We start from the raw sequence: 16560 nt of genomic DNA, 5'->3' as shown, positions 1-16560 counted from the left end.
TAAGTCTTCCGCGCGAAAACGCCCAATCTACGAAGACCGATTCCGCCGCGGTTATTCTGCTCCATGTCGCGTCTCATCTCACCAATCATTTAGTCGGCTTGCGCATTGGGTGCGGTTGGTGTTGCGCTGGAGTTCGCTACCGCCGGATGTGTTCCGGGTGTTGCAGATCGGCTCGGGCGTTTATCTCGCCACGTTCATCGTCACCCATCTGAATACCGCGTTCGTCTCGGCGCGGGCGGTGCATTCGGCGTTTTCTTCGTGTTTGGGCATCTCGCGCCGGGGTTGTACCATGTTCTGACGCACTGCGGGGCCGCCACTGTCGCCAACCGGGCAGCCGGCGGACCGGTCGCGATTGCGATCATATGCAGACTGTGCCGCGCGAGAATCCAGGCGAGTAAATCTCACCTGCGCATCGAGGCGGGGGATGTCGCTGAGGGGTGGTGCCGCAAGAGGGACTCGAACCCCCGACCCCGTCATTACGAATGACGTGCTCTACCAACTGAGCTATTGCGGCGAACCGTTCGGCAACGGCCTGACAACGCGCCACCTGATATCGGGCATGACCCCGATTGGCAAGGCAAACGCGGTTATTGAACCACACACCGGTTATCTAACCGCGAATTAGCTTCCCAAACGTGACAGAAATCCGCGCCAACCGCCGATCTGGGCCTTGGGCGGGCCGATTTGTTCCGCAAATTCGTCTACCGCGCCGTCCTCGTCGACCCCGGGGTCGTCGGGGGCCCGGACGATGGGGATCACGGCCGGAACGGGAGCGGGCGCCGCCTTGGGCAGGTCGGTCCGGGAACGGAACAGGGGCGCGGGCGCCGGGGGGGCCGATTCGGCGGCCGGCGGCGGAGCCGGCTCCGATGCGGGCGGGTCGGCGGGGGTTGGCTCAGCCTCGACAGCCGCCGGCAGCGGGGCGTTATCCTGCGCCGTCGGCGTAGCCGGCTCGACGGGCTTGACCTCGACCTTGGCCTCGACCGGCTCAGCCGGCTTGGGCGGGGGCGGCTCGCTGGCGACTTCCTTGGGCGGTTCGACCCGGCGTGGCGCCAGCATCGCCTCCTGGAACGGCGAGGGCTCGATCGCATGGCCCTTGTCGGACGGCAGCGCCGCCACCGGCGTCTGCCACTGGAAGGCATCGAGACGGCCGGTGACCGGCGACACCGGACGCCAGCGGTCGGAGACATAGCCGTCCGCGGTCCACACCGGATCGTGAAGCGCGCGCACCGCGCGCAAGGTCCAGGCCCGCGCCCGGCCGCTGTCGCCGTGCTCGGTGCGCTCGATCTCCGCCATCAACAGCGCGACGCGCTGCGTCGGCGCCGCCGTGAACGGCTCCAGCGCCGTACGCGCCTTGGCGAATTCGGTCGCATCGATCGCGGCGCGCGCGATCGCCAGCGCGCCCTCGATATGGCCCGGCGTTTTCGCTGCCAGCGTCTCGACGCGCACCAGGCGCTGGCGCGCGGCATCGCCGAGCCGCACATGCGAATAGGCGTCGGCGAGATCGGGATGCGGCTGCGCCAGCCACGCGGTCTCGACGATCCGCATCGCGCGGCGCACCTGATGCGCCTCGCTCTCGAATTTGGCGGCAAGCACCGCGGCCGGGATCAGCGTCGGCGCCAGCTTGAGCGCCTCCATCGCGCTCGCGCGCGACAGGTCGCGATCGATGGTCTCGAACTCGAGCGCACGCGCCGCGAGCAGCACGCCGCGTTGCCGCCGATAGGTCGCCTTGTCGATCAACCCGGCGGCCTGGTTGTTGTCGATGATCGACAGCGCGCCGGCCCAATCGCCCTTGGCGCAGCAGAAACCGAGCACCGCATGCGAGGCCCAAGACGAGGACGGCGACATCTTCAGCGCTTCCTCGGCGATCATCACGGCCGCAACCGGATCGTCGGCGCGCTGTGCCTCGATGAACAGGCCGCGCAGGCCGAGCAGCCGCGTGTCCGCGCGCTCGGCCATGGCGCGGAAGGCGCGCTGCGCGCCGTCGCGATCGCCGTCGAGCTGCGCCGATTGCGCGTGCAGCAACAGCGTCAGCGGATCGCCTCCGGCATGGCGCCGTGCCACTTCGGCATGCGCGCGCGCTGCCGACGAATCGCCATGCCCGATCGCGAGCAGGCCCCGCGTGATCGCGTGACGGCCGCGCGCGTGGCGCCGCTCGCGCCTGCCGCGGCGGACATGGCCCGGGATCTTCCACATTCCGCGCAGGATCACGCCGGCGACCATCGCGACGACGATGACGAGGCCGAGCAGATACATTGGCTGCTTGGACGTCAGGCGCAGACCGCCCCAATTCAGCACGAGATCGCCGGGCTGATCGGCCAACCAGGCCGCACCCGCTGCAGCGAGCGCGATCAGCAGCAGGAACAGAATGATGCGGATCATCGAGAGCCTATTGCAAAGACTTACTGGTTGACCGTGGCGAGCGCCGCCATGGCGTTGTCGGCAAATTTCCGCGACGCGTCGAGCGCGGCGCGGCGCGCGTCCACCTTGGCGAGCCAGGCTTGCGCCGCGGTGCGATCGGCCGGCGGCAACGACTTCAATTCGCGCTCGGTCAATGCGAGATCATTATGCACGGCGGCCGATGTCACGCGCGCGACGATGCTGCCGCGGTCGGTCCCGGTGCCGTCGGTCCGCTCGATGCGGATCAGCTTGGAAGCGCCGGCCTGCAGACGATCGACCAGCCCGGCGCTGGCCGCCGCGGCGTCCGGCGGCGGCGGTGCGAGCTGCGGCACGATCTCGATCAGATCGCGGCACAGCTTGTTCGGACTAGGCACGCCTGATGCGGCGAAGACGTCGAGCGGCTTCAGCGCGTCAGGATTGTCGGCGATCGCTTTCGCGGCCTCGAGCGCCGAGGCATAGGGATCGCCGTGACGAACCGCGACGTCGAGCAACGATGCCGCCACCACGCGGCGCAACGGCACGTCGTCCGCCTTCGCCTCGGCCTTGGTGTCGGCGATCTTGCTATCCTGCTTGGCGATCGCGGCACCCTGCGCCTTCACCGCGCTCTCGACCTTGTCGATGCGGGCCGTGATGCCGGAGATGTCGGGCGCAGCCGCGCCATCGCGCGGCGCGGCCTTCACATCAGTAACCGCCGCCGCAAGCTTGTCGGATTGCGCCCGCGTGGCGGCGAGCTCGGTGCGCAACGCGGCGATCGATTTGTCGAGCGCCTCCAGCCGCGCGGCTGCCGCGGGATCGGCGGCCGCAGTGACCGGCCTGCTCGCTTTTGCTTCAAGCGCCGTCAGGCGCGTGCCGAGTTCGTCCACCGTTGCGGCACTGGGCTGCGGCGCGGACGCCGGCGGCACCGCGGGCCAGCCGAGCAGCCAGCCGACCCCGATCACGAGCGCTGCCGCGACCGCGCCCGATACCGGCGCCACCACCCAGGGCGACACCGGCCGCGACGGCTCGGCCACGGACGCTGCGGGGGCGGCCTCGGGCTGCGGCTCTGCCTGGCGAGCAGGATCCGGATGGGGCTCCGCCTCAGGCGCGGCCGCCTCCGCTGCCTTGTCGGTATCCTTGTCAGTTTCCTTGGCGGCTTCCTCGCCCCCCTCCGCCCTAGCCGGCTCGCTGGAGATCTCGGTCGCCTGAAGATCGATGGTCGGCGGCGGGCGCTTGGGCCGGGAATCCGGCGAAGGTCCTGGGTCGTCGGGCCTTTCTTCAGCCATCGCGAGGGTCCTCAAAACTACTGGCCGCACATTGTAGCAGAATCGGCCGACGTTCTTAGAGCACGATCCGAAAACCGGAGCATTGCCTAACATCATGGTCAGACGAAAGAATTATTCCGCTCACGGCCGCAGGGTGCGACCGAGCGCCTCCAGCAGGGCGTTTTCGTCCGGCCGCGCCGCCACCACCACCTTGGTCGCGCCGGCGTCATGGAGCACCGCGGCGACCGCGGCCGAGATGCAGCATTGCGGCAGGGCGAGCGCCGAAATCTCGATTCCGTCGGCCCGTATTGTGTCCAGAAACGCCTGCGCGCTGCGGCGGGAATAATGCAGCACCGCGGTGATCCGGTTGGCCAGGAAGGCGTCACTGACCGCCGTTGGGAAGCCGGCCACCGGCGCCATGCGGTAGGTGGTGTGGGTGACGACGGTCAGGCCGGTTTCGCTGAGCTCGCCCGCCAGATCGCGCGACAGGTCGGCGCCGGCGAGATAGAGCAGCGTGGCCGAAGCCTCTAGTTCGCCGGCCTTGACCCGCGCGAGCACGAGATCGCGCAAGCTCACCGCATCGCCCTCGGCCACCATCACCTTGCCGAAGCCCGCGGCGCGCGCCGCGTCGGCGGTGTGTGCGCCGACCGCGAACAGCGGCAGCCGCAGCAGCCGGCTGCCGGCGAGATCGATTGCGCGCGGGGCGTTGGCGCTGGTCAGGATGACCGCGTCATAATCCGCGTCGTCGTCATGGAACGGTAACGGCTCGAAGCGCAGCACCGGCGCCGCGACGGCCGCAAAGCCGCGTTGGCGCAACGTCGCCAGCGTCGCTTCGTTGTCCGGATGCGGTCGTGTGACAAGGATGGTCACGGATCAGGTCTCCCGGCTTGCGAATTGGACCTTGCCGACCGATTGCACTTTGAGACCTCGCAATGCTACCCCGGAGGGGACATTTTGATGAACATGATCTTGCCGGAAACCGGTTCCGGCCTGTCCGGATCATGCTGGTAGCACAAGGGCCTCAATTGGGACACGAACCACCGATGCTGGTGCTGGGGATCGAGACCACCTGCGATGAAACCGCAGCCGCGGTGGTCGAGCGCCAGGCTGACGGACAGGCAAGGATCCTCTCCAACGTCGTGCGCTCGCAGACCGACGAGCACGCCCGCTTCGGCGGCGTGGTGCCGGAGATCGCCGCACGCGCCCATGTCGACCTGCTCGACGGGATCGTCGCCTCCGCCATGAAGGAGGCCGGTGTCGGCTACGGACAATTGTCGGCGGTCGCGGCAGCCGCCGGCCCCGGCCTGATCGGCGGCGTGATTGTCGGCCTCACCACCGCGAAGGCGATCGCGATGGTGCACGATACGCCACTGATTGCGGTGAACCATCTCGAGGCGCACGCGCTGACGCCGCGGCTGACCTGCGCGCTGGCGTTTCCTTATTGTCTGTTCCTGGCCTCGGGCGGCCACACCCAGATCGTCGCCGTCGTGGGCGTCGGCGAATATGTGCGGCTCGGCACCACCGTCGACGACGCGATGGGCGAGGCGTTCGACAAGGTGGCGAAGATGCTGTCGCTGCCCTATCCCGGCGGACCGCAAGTCGAGCGCGCAGCCGCCGGCGGCGACCCGACGCGGTTTGCGTTTCCGCGCCCGATGCTCGGCCGGCCCGATGCGAATTTCTCGCTGTCGGGATTGAAGACGGCGGTGCGCAATGAAGCCAGCCGGCTGGAGCCATTGGAGCCGCAGGACATCAGCGATCTCTGCGCAAGCTTCCAGGCCGCGGTGCTGGAATCGACCGCGGATCGGCTGACCGTCGGCTTGAGATTGTTCGAGGAGCGGTTCGGCACGCCGCGCGCGCTGGTCGCGGCCGGCGGCGTTGCCGCCAACCATGCCATTCGCAGCGCGTTGCAGGATGTCGCGGCGAAAGCGCAGACCACGCTGATCATCCCGCCGCCGGCGCTCTGCACCGACAATGGCGCGATGATCGCCTGGGCCGGCGCCGAGCGAATGGCGCTCGGCCTCACCGACACGCTGGAAGCGCCGCCGCGCGCACGCTGGCTGCTCGATGCCAACGCCAAGGCGCCGGCCGGCTACGCCAACAGCCGCGCCGGATATTGAGCTGAGGGTTCCGATGCCCGCGCATATGTCAGTCAGCGTGATCGGTGCCGGCGCCTGGGGCACCGCATTGGCCGAGGTCGCGGCGCGCGCCGGACGCAAGGTGACGCTGTATGCGCGCAATGCAGAGCATGCCGCGCAGATCCAGGCGACGCGGGTCAATCCGCGGCTGGCTGGCGTCCAGCTTCATCCCGACATCGCGGTGACATCGGATATCGCCGCTGCCGCGCGCGCAGACATCATTCTCGCGGTCACTCCGGCGCAGCATCTGCGCGCCGCGGTCAGCCATCTGGCGCCGTATCTTGCGCCCGATACACCGGTCATCGCCTGCGCCAAGGGCATCGAGCACGGCACGCACAAGTTCATGACCGAGGTGATCGCGGAAGCAGCACCGCGCGCCGTGCCCGCGATCCTGTCGGGACCAAGTTTCGCCGACGACGTCGCGCGCGGATTGCCGACGGCCGTAACGTTGGCAACCAAAGACGAGGCGCTGGCGCGTGCGCTCGTGCAAGCGCTCGGCTCGGCGACCTTCCGGCCCTATCACACCACCGACGTCCGCGGCGTCGAGATCGGCGGCGCGGCCAAGAACGTGCTGGCGATCGCCGCCGGCATCGTCGCCGGCAAAAATCTCGGCGCTTCCGCGCTCGCCGCGCTGACCACGCGCGGCTTCAGCGAGCTCGCGCGATTGGGCCGCGCCTGCGGGGCGCGCACCGAAACCCTCTCCGGCCTGTCAGGATTGGGCGATCTCCTGCTCAGCTGCTCGACCGCGCAATCGCGCAATTTCGCGCTCGGCCTCGCGCTCGGCCGCGGCGAAGCGGCGCCGGTCGGCAAGCTCGCCGAGGGCGCATTCACCGCGCCGGTGCTGTGCGAGCTCGCCGCCGCGCAGAAGGTCGATATGCCGGTGTCAAACGCGGTCGCCGCGATCCTGAGCGACCGGCTGACGATCGATGACGCGATCGAAGGCCTGCTGACGCGGCCATTCAAGGCGGAAGGCTAGAGCTGGTCGTGCTGACGCGCTTTCTCCACGCGAGACGGCGACCGCTTCGTTCAAGAGCGTTCTCATCACCGCGCCGTCGCGAAGGCGACGAGGTCGTGCAGTCCGGGCCCCGCTCCGTCGGGTGTCACGCCGAGTTCCTCGGCTGACGCATTGCTGCGGTTGACCCAAAAGGTCGGATAACCGAACCATTTTGCGCCGGCCACGTCCCATCCGGCGAATGCGGCAAAGACGATCTCCTCCTTCTTCAGTCCGAACGCGTCGACACCCATTTGATAGGCGCGCGCATCCGGCTTGAAGGCCGCGACCTTGTCGGTGCTGAGGTGATCTTCGAACAGACCCTCGAGCCCGGAATTCTTGATCGCCGCGTCCAGCATCGGTGCGGTGAAGTTGGAAAGAAACGCCATGCGCAGGCCGGCGGCGCGAAGCTGCACCAGCGCCGGCACGACGTCCGGCCACACCTTGAGTTCCAGGTAACACTGCATCAGGCGGTCGCGCTGCTCGGGCGAGAGCGAGATCTTCATCGCCTTTGCCGCGAACACCAGCGCGTCCTCGGTGACCCGCCAGAAGTCGGCATATTGCCCGCCGAGCGTCCTGAGCCAGGTGTATTCGAATTGCCGGGTTCGCCACATGGCGCTCAGCTCCGCGCCCTTGCCCGGGAACATCTCGTCCGTCCGGGCGAACACGGGACGGGGATCGATCACGGGGAAGCCGTCGAAGGCGACCGCCCGGAACGGCGGGCGGCCTGCCGCGCGCGACCGATCGGGCAGCACCGTCGCGGCCGTGACTGAAGCCGCGGCCAGGGTCGTAAACGTCCGGCGATCCAGGAGCATGTCGTTTCCTCGCATTGCGTGCCGCCAGCGTTCACACAATTGCGTGTTGGCACAATCGCCCGATTTCAGCAGAGATCATTCCGTGTTTCAGAACAATCAGGGAGGGATGACGATGGACCGGCTCGAGGAGCTCCGCCTGTTTCTCGCGATCGTCGACAGCGGAAAGTTTGCGGCCGGCGGCCGAAAATTCGCACGTTCACCCTCCTCGACGACGCGGATCGTCGCCGAGCTCGAGCGGCGCCTCGGCACCCGGCTGCTGCAGCGGACCACGCGAAAGCTGTCGCTGACCGACTCCGGCGCGCGGCTTGCGGCGCAGGCGCGCCGCCTGCTCTCCGATTATGACGACGCGATCGACGGCGCGATCGGCGAGGCCGCAAGCCTGCGCGGCAACATCAAGCTGTCAGCGCCGACGCTGTTCGGCAGCCGTCACATCGCACCGCTGGTGCGCGCATTCCTTGAACGTCACCCTGACATCACGCTGCAACTGGTGCTCGAGGATCGTCTCGTCGATCTGATCGACGAGCGGATCGACATCGCGCTGCGGATCGGCCATCTGACGGACTCCTCGCTGAGGGCCCGACGCGTCGGGGAAGTCCGGCGCATTGTCGTCGCCAGCCCCGATTACTTGAAGCGGCATGGCCGGCCGCGCAGACCCGACGATCTCGCGTGGCATCACGCCGTGACCTTCGTCAATCAGGCGAGCCCCGCGGCCTGGTCGTTCCAGCACAAACAAGGGGGTCCGCAGAAGGTCAAGGTGTCGAGCCGCATGGAGGTCAACCGCGCCGAAACGGCGATCGGACTGACGCGTGACGGCATGGGCTTGACGCGCGTGCTGTCGTACCAGGTTGCGGGTGAACTCGCGGCAGGGACCCTGGTCCGCGTGCTGAGGGATTATGAAGTGGCGCCGATCCCGGTCCAGTTGGTCTTTCCCAGCGCACGCCTGATGGCGCCGCGCATTCGGAGCTTCCTGAACTTCGCCGCGGGTGAGCTACCCCAGACGGCATTCAACCACCCATAGCGGGTCTGCAGCCGTCGCGCTTGACGGCGCTGGCTTTCGCGCAGACATCATGCGCACTGTGCTGGCGTAGCAGCGACCGTCGGATCCCGTTCCAACAACAAGAAACCGAACTTGGGGAAAGTACATGCGTCAACTGCGTCGCGTTATCGTTTCGATCAGCATTCTGTTTGCCGTCGCCACCTCTTGCGCCACCACGCGCGCGCAAACGGCGGTACCGTACGACGAACTCGCCAAGCGCGAGGCTGCGGCGAACGCCGAGGATGGCAAGCGGGTCGCCCCGCTCAAATCGATCGGCAATCCCTCAAGTGACGTCTCGGCGGAGATGCAGGCGATGATCGGCGCGCCCTATCCGGCGCATTTCAACGCCGACCCGAAGACCCCGGCGGAATGGAAGGAGTTGATCGATCGCCGCGCCAAGGAAGCCGTCGCAAATATCCCGGCGATGAAGGCGAAGCTCGGCGTCAAGGTCGAGGAAACCAGGCTTGCCGGCGTGCACTGCTACATCGTGACGCCGAACAAGATCGCGCTCGAGAACCGGCGGCGCCTGCTGATCCACGTGCATGGCGGCGGCTACGTATTCGGCCCCGGCGAAGCGGCGTTGCCGGAAGCCATCATGATGGCCGGCTTCGGCGGCTACAAGGTGATCTCCGTCGACTACCGGATGCCGCCGGACTTCCCCTATCCGGCTGCCATGGACGACGCGATGGCGGTGTGGAAGGAGGTTCTGAAATCGCACGAGCGCCACCGGCTGGCGATCTTCGGCACCTCGACCGGCGGCGCGATGACGCTTGCGATGGTGTTGCGGGCGAGGGACGAGAAGCTGCCGTTGCCTGCCGCCATCGCGCCCGGCACGCCGTGGTCCGACATCGACAAGATCGGCGACAGCTACGCGAGCAACGAGTGGCTCGACAATGTGCTGGTGACCTGGGACGGATGGCTCGGCCGCGCGGCCAAGCTCTATGCCAACGGGACCAGCCTGAAGAATCCCTACATTTCGCCGATCTACGGCGACTTCAAGGGTTTCCCGCCGACCATCCTGACGTCGGGCACGCGCGACCTGTTCCTCAGCAACACGGTTCGCACGCATCGCAAATTGCGCCGCGCCGGCGTGATCGCCGATCTCAATGTCTATGAGGGGCAATCCCACGCGCAGTACCAGATGAACGTCGATGCGCCCGAGACCAAGGAAGCCTTCACCGACATCGCCAAATTCTTCGATCGATACCTGAAGCAGTGAGTGCTGCCATCAGGATCAGATGCCCGTGCTTGTCGCGGGCATCCGGCTGCCTGTAGATTGCCGCGCAATGGACGCTCGAGAACGGGGTGAGTTGCGATGAATTACTGGCTGGTGAAATCCGAACCGTCGACCTGGTCGTGGGACCAGCAGGTCGCCAAGGGCGCGAAGGGCGAAGCCTGGACCGGCGTGCGCAACTTCACGGCGCGGCAGAACCTCGTCAACATGAAGAAGGGCGACAAGGCGTTCTTCTATCATTCCAACGAGGGCAAGGAGATCGTCGGCATCGCCGAGATCATCAAGGAGGCCTATCCCGATCCGACCGACAAGACCGGCAAGTTCGTCTGCGTCGACATCAAGGCCGACAAGCCGTTGAAGACGCCGGTGACGATGGCCGCGATCAAGGCCGACAAGAAACTCGCCGACATGGCGCTGGTGAAATATTCGCGGCTCTCGGTGCAGCCGGTGACATCAGAGGAATGGAAATACGTCTGCAAGATGGGCGGGCTGTAGCGTTCCACAAACTCAACCGTCGTCCCTGCGAAAGCAGGGACCCATAACCACAGGCGACCATTGTTAGGGCGTGCTGTGGCTCCAGCTCATTTCCACAATCAACATTTGGGGTAATGGGTCCCGGCTCGCGCTTCGCTTGGCCGGGACGACGAGTGAGGCGGGCTTACGCCCCCGCCGCCATCACCACCTGCGCCAGCAATTGCTCGCGCTTGGACTGGGTGCGGTAACCGCCCATCGTCGCGGCGAAGCGTTCGAGGATGCCGTCCTCGAAGGCGGTGACGATGGTGTCGTGGACATAGCTCTTGCGGCAGATCGCCGGCGTGTTGGAGAGCTGGTCGGCGGCGGCGCGGATCGCGTCCAGCACCTGGCGCTTGCGGCCGCGCTGGCTGGCGGCCGGCGTGATCCGCGACAGCGATTCCACGACGACGGCCGAGGCCATCAGGGTGCGGAAATCCTTCAGCGAGATCTTGATGCCGGCGAGCTCGCGCAGGAATGCGTTCACCGCCGTGGTCGAGGCAGCGCGGACCACGCCGGAGCGGTCGTGGTACTGGAACATGCGCTTGCCCGGGACACCGCGCAGAATGCCGATCGCACGCACCAGCTTGGCCGCATCGCATTCCTTGCGTACGGCCTTGCCGCCCTTGGCCTTGAAGGTCAGCACCAGGGAATCGTCTTCCAGCGTGACGTTGGACTTCAGAAGCGTGGTGGCGCCGCGGGTGCCGTTGAGGCGGGCATAGGACTCGTTGCCGGGCCGGATCGCGGTGCGCGCGATCAGCTCGATCACCGCCGACAGCGCGAACTCGCGCGTCGGCTCGTCGCCGGACAGGAACGCCGAGACCTTGCGCCGGATCTTCGGCAGCGCGGCGACGAGCTTGGCCAGGCGATGCGCCTTGCGCTGCTCGCGGACCTTCTCCCAGTCGGCGTGATAACGGTACTGCAATCGGCCCGCGGCATCGCGGCCGACCGCCTGCAGATGCGAGCTCGGATCGCTGGAATAGCGCACCTGGCGATAGGCCGGCGGAACCGCCATCGCATGCAGCCGGCGGATCGTACGCGCATCGCGGACGCGCGAACCGTTGGCGCGAACGAACGAATAATTCTTGCCGCGCTTGATGCGGCGGATGGTCAGCTCATTCTGGTCGCCGAGCCGCAGGCCCAGATCACGCGCCAGATCCTCGACCGAGGTCTTGATGGCAGCGGGCGCGTCGAGCATGAGCTTTGCCCGGGGCGGCTGCAACTTCGCCTGCGGCCGCAATTTTGCCTGCGGCTGCTTGGGCCATTGGCCCAGCGCCTTGGCCAAGGCGACAGCGGGATCGGCGGACATGGGCCGCACAGCCGCGATGTTCTGCTGATCCATCATACTTCCAAGACGCCTTGTTCCGCTGTTCTCCCGGTAATGCCGTTGCTTCGGGCTTCGTTCCGGTGGGGCCGTCCGGCCTCGGAATGGCGATTTAGGGCGTCAGGGCTGACATTGCGAGTCGCGAATCGGTTATCGACGGTTTCTAATTACCTTTCATGGGTGCCATTCGCCCGCTAACCTTGATTTTGAGCCCTCCGGGATCGGTCAAAATGGCGGAAGCCCGGCTTGGGAACCGGGTTTTTAGGCGCGACCAGGGCGACCAGGCTCCACGAGAAAGGTCAGGGATCGTGCCGTTTCGTACCAGGTCCCCGGACGGCACCGCCGCACCTCACGATCCGTCCAGCTCGTCCGGAAGAATGATCAAACCTCACAGCCTGTTCGGGCGAAATTGTCGGCGCGGATCGTCGCGGCGGCCCTGCCGGTATTCATCGAAGCACGCTGGAGGTGGTCCAGCAGAATTGGCGCCGTGCCACCGTCGGCGTCGCTCCCTGAACGTTGATTGAGGCTCTCCAATATCGGCATCAGCGGATCGCGGTCAGCAATTCCTTCGCGACATCCAGCCTCTGCGGTGACGGCGTGAAACGCCGGCAAGCGGAGCAGAGAACGATACCACTACGACCAAGAGACCAGTGACCTGAAGCAGACGATGGAGCATAGGTTTCGCTCGTCAACCAGGCGCGGTAAACCGCCCAATCAGATGAGGAAGCCGGCAGGATGCCCGGCGGCTTTGCCGCGACGAAAGTGACAGTCCTTTTTCCTTGCCGGGCCGGAATGCGGCAACGCATAATCGCGGCAATGATCAAGATGGCTTGTCGGCGCGTTGTGTGCGATCGGCAATGAGTGGAGGAAAATGATGTCCGAGAAGATCTATGACGTGTCGGCCGACTGGGCCAAGCGCGCCTACATCGATGACGCCAAATATCGCGAGATGTACGCGCGCTCGGTCAAGGACCCCAACGGCTTCTGGGCCGAGCACGGCAAGCGGATCGACTGGATCAAGCCCTTCACCAAGGTCGAGAACGTCTCCTTTGCGCCCGGCAACATCTCGATCAAGTGGTTCGAAGATGGCGTGCTGAACGTCGCCTGGAATTGCATCGACCGCCATCTCGAGAAGCGCGGCGACCAGACCGCGATCATCTGGGAGGGCGACGACCCCTCCGAATCCAAGCACATCACCTACCGCCAGTTGCACGACGAAGTCTGCAAGATGGCCAACATCCTGCGCACGCGGAATGTCAAGAAGGGCGACCGCGTCACGATCTATCTGCCGATGATTCCGGAAGCGGCCTACGCCATGCTGGCCTGCGCGCGGATCGGCGCGATCCACTCGGTGGTGTTCGGCGGCTTCTCGCCGGACAGCCTTGCCCAGCGCATCAAGGACTGCGACTCCAAGGTGGTCATCACCGCCGACGAGGGCCTGCGCGGCGGCAAGAAGGTGCCGCTGAAGGCCAATGTCGATGCCGCGATCGCCAAAACCGGCGGCGTCGATTGGGTCGTGGTGGTGAAGCGCACCGGCGGCAAGGTCGACATGAACCCGACGCGCGACCTCTGGTATCACGAGGCCGCCAAGATGGTCACGACGGAATGCCCGGCCGAGCACATGCATGCCGAGGACCCGCTGTTCATCCTCTACACCTCGGGTTCGACCGGCACGCCGAAGGGCGTGCTGCACACCTCGGCCGGCTATCTCGTGTTCGCGTCGATGACGCATCAATACGTCTTCGACTATCACGACGGCGACGTCTACTGGTGCACCGCCGACGTCGGCTGGGTCACCGGCCACAGCTACATCCTCTATGGGCCGCTCGCCAACGGCGCGACCACGCTGATGTTCGAGGGCGTGCCGAACTACCCGGACAATTCGCGCTTCTGGAACGTGGTCGACAAGCACAAGGTCAACATCTTCTACACCGCGCCGACCGCGATCCGCGCGCTGATGCAGGGCGGTGACGAGCCGGTGAAGAAGACCTCGCGCAAATCGCTGCGCCTGCTCGGCTCGGTCGGCGAGCCGATCAATCCGGAAGCCTGGGAGTGGTACTACCGCGTGGTCGGCGACGATCGCTGCCCGATCGTCGACACCTGGTGGCAGACCGAGACCGGCGGCATCCTGATCACGCCGCTGCCCGGCGCGACCAAGCTGAAGCCGGGATCGGCGACGCGGCCGTTCTTCGGCGTGGCGCCTGAAATCGTCGATGCCGACGGCAAGACGCTGGAGGGCGAGACCTCGGGCAATCTCTGCCTGGCCAAATCATGGCCGGGCCAGATGCGCACGGTCTATGGCGACCATGCGCGGTTCGAGCAGACCTATTTCTCGACCTACAAGAACAAGTACTTCACCGGCGACGGCTGCCGGCGTGATGCCGACGGCTATTACTGGATCACCGGTCGCGTCGACGACGTCATCAACGTCTCTGGCCACCGCATGGGCACGGCCGAGGTCGAGAGCTCGCTGGTCGCGCATGAGGCGGTGTCGGAAGCCGCCGTGGTCGGCTACCCGCACGACATCAAGGGCCAGGGCATCTACGCCTATGTCACGCTGATGAAGGGCACCGAGCCGACCGAGGCCTTGCGCAAGGAGCTCGTCGCCTGGGTCCGCAAGGACATCGGCCCGATCGCCTCGCCGGACCTCATTCAATTCGCGCCCGGCCTGCCGAAGACGCGCTCCGGCAAGATCATGCGCCGCATCCTGCGCAAGATCGCCGAGGACGAACCGTCCAGCCTCGGCGACACCTCGACCTTGGCCGATCCGGCCGTGGTCGACGACCTCGTGCAGAACCGGCAGAACAAGAAGGGCGCGCCGGCATAGGCCGGCGGCAGCAAGATCGGAACATCGAGCAAGGGCCGCGTGCGATCACCGCCGCGGCCCTTCGCTTTTTTGGAGCACGATCAAGTCAGGTTGAATCGATCTCACGGCAGACTGGCCAGCCTCCCCGCATGCGGGACCGGGAGCACACTGCGGTCGCGGCCGCCATTCAGCGTAATCTCATCACACTCCGAGGCCGGCTGTTTCACGGGATTGTCAGAGGCGCGGCACCATTGCGGCGCGTTTGTGGCCAAGTGTTGTTTTCAGGTCATTTACTTTAATCCGAACTTTTCCTTTTCTGCCCGCCATCAGGACGTGTCTCGCGGCCGGTGTGAAACCACTCGGTTAAGACACGCGGTTAATATTGCGTGCGTGGACCGGCGGGCCCGGCTTTTTCAGGGTTCTACACCTTCGTTTTTGGCTCCTCCTGGGAGCTGTTGGGAAGTGGAGAGGTTGATGTCGATGAAATTTGCGGTGGCGCTGGCTGCCACCCTTGGCGCTGTTGTTGTGATGTCGCAGACGGCCGAAGCGCGGCCGGAAATGGTCGGAATACACGCTGATAATTATGAGCCGGGCACCATCGTGGTGAAGACCAACGAACGGCGGCTCTATCTCATTCTCGATTCCGGTCACGCAATGCGTTACCCGGTCGGCGTCGGCAGGTCCGGCAAGCAGTGGGCCGGCACGACCCGGATCGACGGCAAGTATCGCAACCCGGCCTGGTCGCCGCCCGCCGAGATCAGGCGCGACAAGCCGAGCATCCCGAACGTAATCGCAGGCGGTTCGCCGGCGAACCCGATGGGCGTCGCCGCGATGACGCTGGCCGGCGGCGAATATGCCATCCACGGCACCAACGTGCCGGGTTCGGTCGGCGGCTTCGTCTCCTACGGCTGCATCCGCATGCTGAACACCGACATCACCGATCTTTACTCGCGCGTCGAGATCGGCACGACAGTCGTCGTCACCCGCTGATCGCGCAGGGCGCTTCGTCGAAAGAAAAGCCGCGCAGATGCGCGGCTTTTTGTTTGCCTGTCCTGCGCTATCGCCGCCACGACCGCTCAGCGCGTAAAGTATCCGCACCAGCCGAAGCGGTGGCCGCCATTGTAGGCGCGCGCATGGCCGGCCGCGAGCAGCGCGGCCGAAACGTTGTCGGTCTTCTTCGTCGCAACGTCGGCGACGACACGTCCCTGGTATTTGTCGGGACCGACATTGTAGATCGCGACGTCGCCCTGGCCGAGCAGATCGCGCAGCGCCACCGTTGCCGCTTGCGCCATTTGCAGTTCGCGCGCGCACGACGCCTTCAGCTCCGGCGCATCGATGCCGCGCAGCCGGACCCGCGTGTACAGATCGGGTCCCGGCGCGAGATGCACCCGCGCCTCGAAGGTGTCGCCATCGATCGTCCTGACGACATCAACAGCGTGGCGTGCGTCAGGCGCGCCGGCGCGCTGCCGGATCATTTCGGCATCGCGCGACCGGCTCAACGACCAGTGCGACGGCAAGGGCACCCATTCAGGCACCCATCGGCGGACCGGCAGCACGCTGCCGACGGCAATGCCAAGCACGAACACCCACGGCAGCGCCGCCGAGACACGCCGGCCCCAGGGTGAGCGGCGAAAGGGCGGACGTCCCGTCCCACGATAAGGATTTATTCTCTCGTATGGGGACATATTCCCAGACTGGCTTGAGTCGGGCCGGCAGACAAGACTCTCAGAAGTCCGAGGCGATGCCCTTGGTCTCCCAATCGCCGTAACGCGTCGGTTCTGGTCCCTTCGGGCCCTGGAATTCCTTCGGCCGCGCGGCCGCATCCTTCGCGGCGGCTTCCTCGGCAGCCTTGCGCCGCGCCGCAGCCTCGGCGAGCGCGCGCTGCGCCGCCGGCGTCAGCGGCTTGCGCGGCGCGGGTTCCGGCGGCAATGGCGATGGCGATGGCGATGGCGATGGCGATGGCGATTTCTCAGACATGACAAAACTTTCTGCCTGCGAATTTCGTATCTTGGTGTTGGCTCAGTGACGACATCACGATCACAAAATCCCGCAAGACGATTCTTACATTTGG

At 66.1% G+C, this 16560-nt stretch carries 16 protein-coding genes and 1 tRNA gene; 8 read left to right on the top strand and 9 right to left on the bottom strand.

Going from position 1 to position 16560, the window contains the following annotated elements; translation table 11 throughout:
* Nucleotides 1-118 precede the first annotated feature (118 nt).
* The gene (locus tag AAFG07_RS00410) at nucleotides 119-298 is read left to right on the top strand and encodes a hypothetical protein (protein WP_342725520.1); all 180 of its coding nucleotides are present in this window, start codon (nucleotides 119-121) and stop codon (nucleotides 296-298) included.
* A gap of 140 nt (nucleotides 299-438) precedes the next feature.
* Here the strand turns inward: AAFG07_RS00410 and AAFG07_RS00405 are convergent.
* From AAFG07_RS00405 to AAFG07_RS00390, 4 genes are all read right to left on the bottom strand, one after another.
* A tRNA-Thr gene (locus tag AAFG07_RS00405) sits at nucleotides 439-514 on the bottom strand.
* A gap of 107 nt (nucleotides 515-621) precedes the next feature.
* Nucleotides 622-2379 carry a heme biosynthesis HemY N-terminal domain-containing protein gene (locus AAFG07_RS00400; protein WP_342725519.1) on the bottom strand — a complete coding sequence of 586 codons (1758 nt, stop codon included), beginning with the start codon at nucleotides 2377-2379 and terminating at the stop codon, nucleotides 622-624.
* A gap of 20 nt (nucleotides 2380-2399) precedes the next feature.
* Nucleotides 2400-3659 (bottom strand): hypothetical protein, encoded by a 1260-nt coding sequence (locus tag AAFG07_RS00395; RefSeq protein ID WP_342725518.1) that lies wholly within the window; start codon nucleotides 3657-3659, stop codon nucleotides 2400-2402.
* A 120-nt stretch (nucleotides 3660-3779) separates the two neighbouring features.
* A complete protein-coding gene (locus tag AAFG07_RS00390; protein WP_342725517.1) occupies nucleotides 3780-4508 on the bottom strand; it encodes a uroporphyrinogen-III synthase in 729 nt (242 codons plus the stop codon).
* A 173-nt stretch (nucleotides 4509-4681) separates the two neighbouring features.
* On the opposite strand from AAFG07_RS00390, the gene tsaD reads away from it, so the two are divergent.
* A complete protein-coding gene (gene tsaD / locus AAFG07_RS00385; RefSeq protein WP_342729411.1) occupies nucleotides 4682-5755 on the top strand; it encodes a tRNA (adenosine(37)-N6)-threonylcarbamoyltransferase complex transferase subunit TsaD in 1074 nt (357 codons plus the stop codon).
* A gap of 13 nt (nucleotides 5756-5768) precedes the next feature.
* Nucleotides 5769-6749: an NAD(P)H-dependent glycerol-3-phosphate dehydrogenase gene (locus AAFG07_RS00380; protein WP_342725516.1), complete on the top strand. Its 981-nt coding sequence runs from the start codon at nucleotides 5769-5771 to the stop codon at nucleotides 6747-6749.
* Nucleotides 6750-6814: 65 nt separating this feature from the next.
* On the opposite strand, the gene AAFG07_RS00375 is transcribed toward AAFG07_RS00380, so the two are convergent.
* Complete coding sequence (locus AAFG07_RS00375; protein ID WP_342725515.1) at nucleotides 6815-7579, bottom strand: haloacid dehalogenase type II; 765 nt, start codon at nucleotides 7577-7579, stop codon at nucleotides 6815-6817.
* A 112-nt stretch (nucleotides 7580-7691) separates the two neighbouring features.
* Here AAFG07_RS00375 and AAFG07_RS00370 point away from each other — a divergent pair, with 112 nt between their 5' ends.
* The 3 genes from AAFG07_RS00370 (at nucleotide 7692) to AAFG07_RS00360 (ending at nucleotide 10344) form a co-directional block, all read left to right on the top strand.
* Nucleotides 7692-8597 carry a LysR substrate-binding domain-containing protein gene (locus AAFG07_RS00370; RefSeq protein ID WP_342725514.1) on the top strand — a complete coding sequence of 302 codons (906 nt, stop codon included), beginning with the start codon at nucleotides 7692-7694 and terminating at the stop codon, nucleotides 8595-8597.
* 124 nt (nucleotides 8598-8721) lie between these two features.
* Nucleotides 8722-9834, top strand: coding sequence for an alpha/beta hydrolase (locus tag AAFG07_RS00365; RefSeq protein ID WP_342725513.1), 1113 nt, complete (start codon nucleotides 8722-8724; stop codon nucleotides 9832-9834).
* A 96-nt stretch (nucleotides 9835-9930) separates the two neighbouring features.
* Nucleotides 9931-10344, top strand: coding sequence for an EVE domain-containing protein (locus tag AAFG07_RS00360; protein ID WP_092121214.1), 414 nt, complete (start codon nucleotides 9931-9933; stop codon nucleotides 10342-10344).
* Nucleotides 10345-10507: 163 nt separating this feature from the next.
* Here AAFG07_RS00360 and AAFG07_RS00355 read toward each other — a convergent pair whose 3' ends face one another.
* Both AAFG07_RS00355 and AAFG07_RS00350 read right to left on the bottom strand, forming a co-directional pair.
* The gene (locus AAFG07_RS00355; RefSeq protein ID WP_342725512.1) at nucleotides 10508-11704 is read right to left on the bottom strand and encodes a DNA topoisomerase IB; all 1197 of its coding nucleotides are present in this window, start codon (nucleotides 11702-11704) and stop codon (nucleotides 10508-10510) included.
* A gap of 521 nt (nucleotides 11705-12225) precedes the next feature.
* Nucleotides 12226-12507 carry a hypothetical protein gene (locus AAFG07_RS00350; protein ID WP_342725511.1) on the bottom strand — a complete coding sequence of 94 codons (282 nt, stop codon included), beginning with the start codon at nucleotides 12505-12507 and terminating at the stop codon, nucleotides 12226-12228.
* Nucleotides 12508-12557: 50 nt separating this feature from the next.
* Here AAFG07_RS00350 and acs point away from each other — a divergent pair, with 50 nt between their 5' ends.
* Both acs and AAFG07_RS00340 read left to right on the top strand, forming a co-directional pair.
* On the top strand, nucleotides 12558-14510 hold the full coding sequence (acs, locus tag AAFG07_RS00345) for an acetate--CoA ligase (RefSeq protein WP_342725510.1): 1953 nt from the start codon (nucleotides 12558-12560) through the stop codon (nucleotides 14508-14510).
* A gap of 453 nt (nucleotides 14511-14963) precedes the next feature.
* Entirely contained in the window at nucleotides 14964-15479 is a 516-nt protein-coding gene (locus tag AAFG07_RS00340; RefSeq protein WP_342725509.1) for a L,D-transpeptidase, read from the top strand.
* A gap of 86 nt (nucleotides 15480-15565) precedes the next feature.
* Here AAFG07_RS00340 and AAFG07_RS00335 read toward each other — a convergent pair whose 3' ends face one another.
* Together AAFG07_RS00335 and AAFG07_RS00330 are read right to left on the bottom strand one after the other, a co-directional pair.
* Entirely contained in the window at nucleotides 15566-16174 is a 609-nt protein-coding gene (locus tag AAFG07_RS00335; RefSeq protein ID WP_342725508.1) for a thermonuclease family protein, read from the bottom strand.
* A gap of 40 nt (nucleotides 16175-16214) precedes the next feature.
* Complete coding sequence (locus tag AAFG07_RS00330) at nucleotides 16215-16466, bottom strand: DUF1674 domain-containing protein (protein ID WP_342725507.1); 252 nt, start codon at nucleotides 16464-16466, stop codon at nucleotides 16215-16217.
* Between the last annotated feature and the right edge of the window lie 94 nt (nucleotides 16467-16560).

The organism is Bradyrhizobium sp. B097 (assembly GCF_038957035.1).
GTDB lineage: Bacteria > Pseudomonadota > Alphaproteobacteria > Rhizobiales > Xanthobacteraceae > Bradyrhizobium.
The sequence above is the reverse complement of the archived record's forward strand: the minus strand, read 5'-3'. Positions and strand labels throughout refer to the sequence as shown.

Bases quoted from the DNA above. Each gene is read 5' to 3' on its own strand.
- AAFG07_RS00400 (WP_342725519.1), bottom strand. From the start codon at position 2,379: ATGATCCGCATCATTCTGTTCCTGCTGCTGATCGCGCTCGCTGCAGCG.
- AAFG07_RS00395 (WP_342725518.1), bottom strand. From the start codon at position 3,659: ATGGCTGAAGAAAGGCCCGACGACCCAGGACCTTCGCCGGATTCCCGG.
- tsaD (WP_342729411.1), top strand. From the start codon at position 4,682: ATGCTGGTGCTGGGGATCGAGACCACCTGCGATGAAACCGCAGCCGCG.
- AAFG07_RS00380 (WP_342725516.1), top strand. From the start codon at position 5,769: ATGCCCGCGCATATGTCAGTCAGCGTGATCGGTGCCGGCGCCTGGGGC.
- AAFG07_RS00375 (WP_342725515.1), bottom strand. From the start codon at position 7,579: ATGCTCCTGGATCGCCGGACGTTTACGACCCTGGCCGCGGCTTCAGTC.
- AAFG07_RS00370 (WP_342725514.1), top strand. From the start codon at position 7,692: ATGGACCGGCTCGAGGAGCTCCGCCTGTTTCTCGCGATCGTCGACAGC.
- AAFG07_RS00365 (WP_342725513.1), top strand. From the start codon at position 8,722: ATGCGTCAACTGCGTCGCGTTATCGTTTCGATCAGCATTCTGTTTGCC.
- AAFG07_RS00360 (WP_092121214.1), top strand. From the start codon at position 9,931: ATGAATTACTGGCTGGTGAAATCCGAACCGTCGACCTGGTCGTGGGAC.
- AAFG07_RS00355 (WP_342725512.1), bottom strand. From the start codon at position 11,704: ATGATGGATCAGCAGAACATCGCGGCTGTGCGGCCCATGTCCGCCGAT.
- acs (WP_342725510.1), top strand. From the start codon at position 12,558: ATGTCCGAGAAGATCTATGACGTGTCGGCCGACTGGGCCAAGCGCGCC.
- AAFG07_RS00340 (WP_342725509.1), top strand. From the start codon at position 14,964: ATGTCGATGAAATTTGCGGTGGCGCTGGCTGCCACCCTTGGCGCTGTT.
- AAFG07_RS00335 (WP_342725508.1), bottom strand. From the start codon at position 16,174: ATGTCCCCATACGAGAGAATAAATCCTTATCGTGGGACGGGACGTCCG.
- AAFG07_RS00330 (WP_342725507.1), bottom strand. From the start codon at position 16,466: ATGTCTGAGAAATCGCCATCGCCATCGCCATCGCCATCGCCATCGCCA.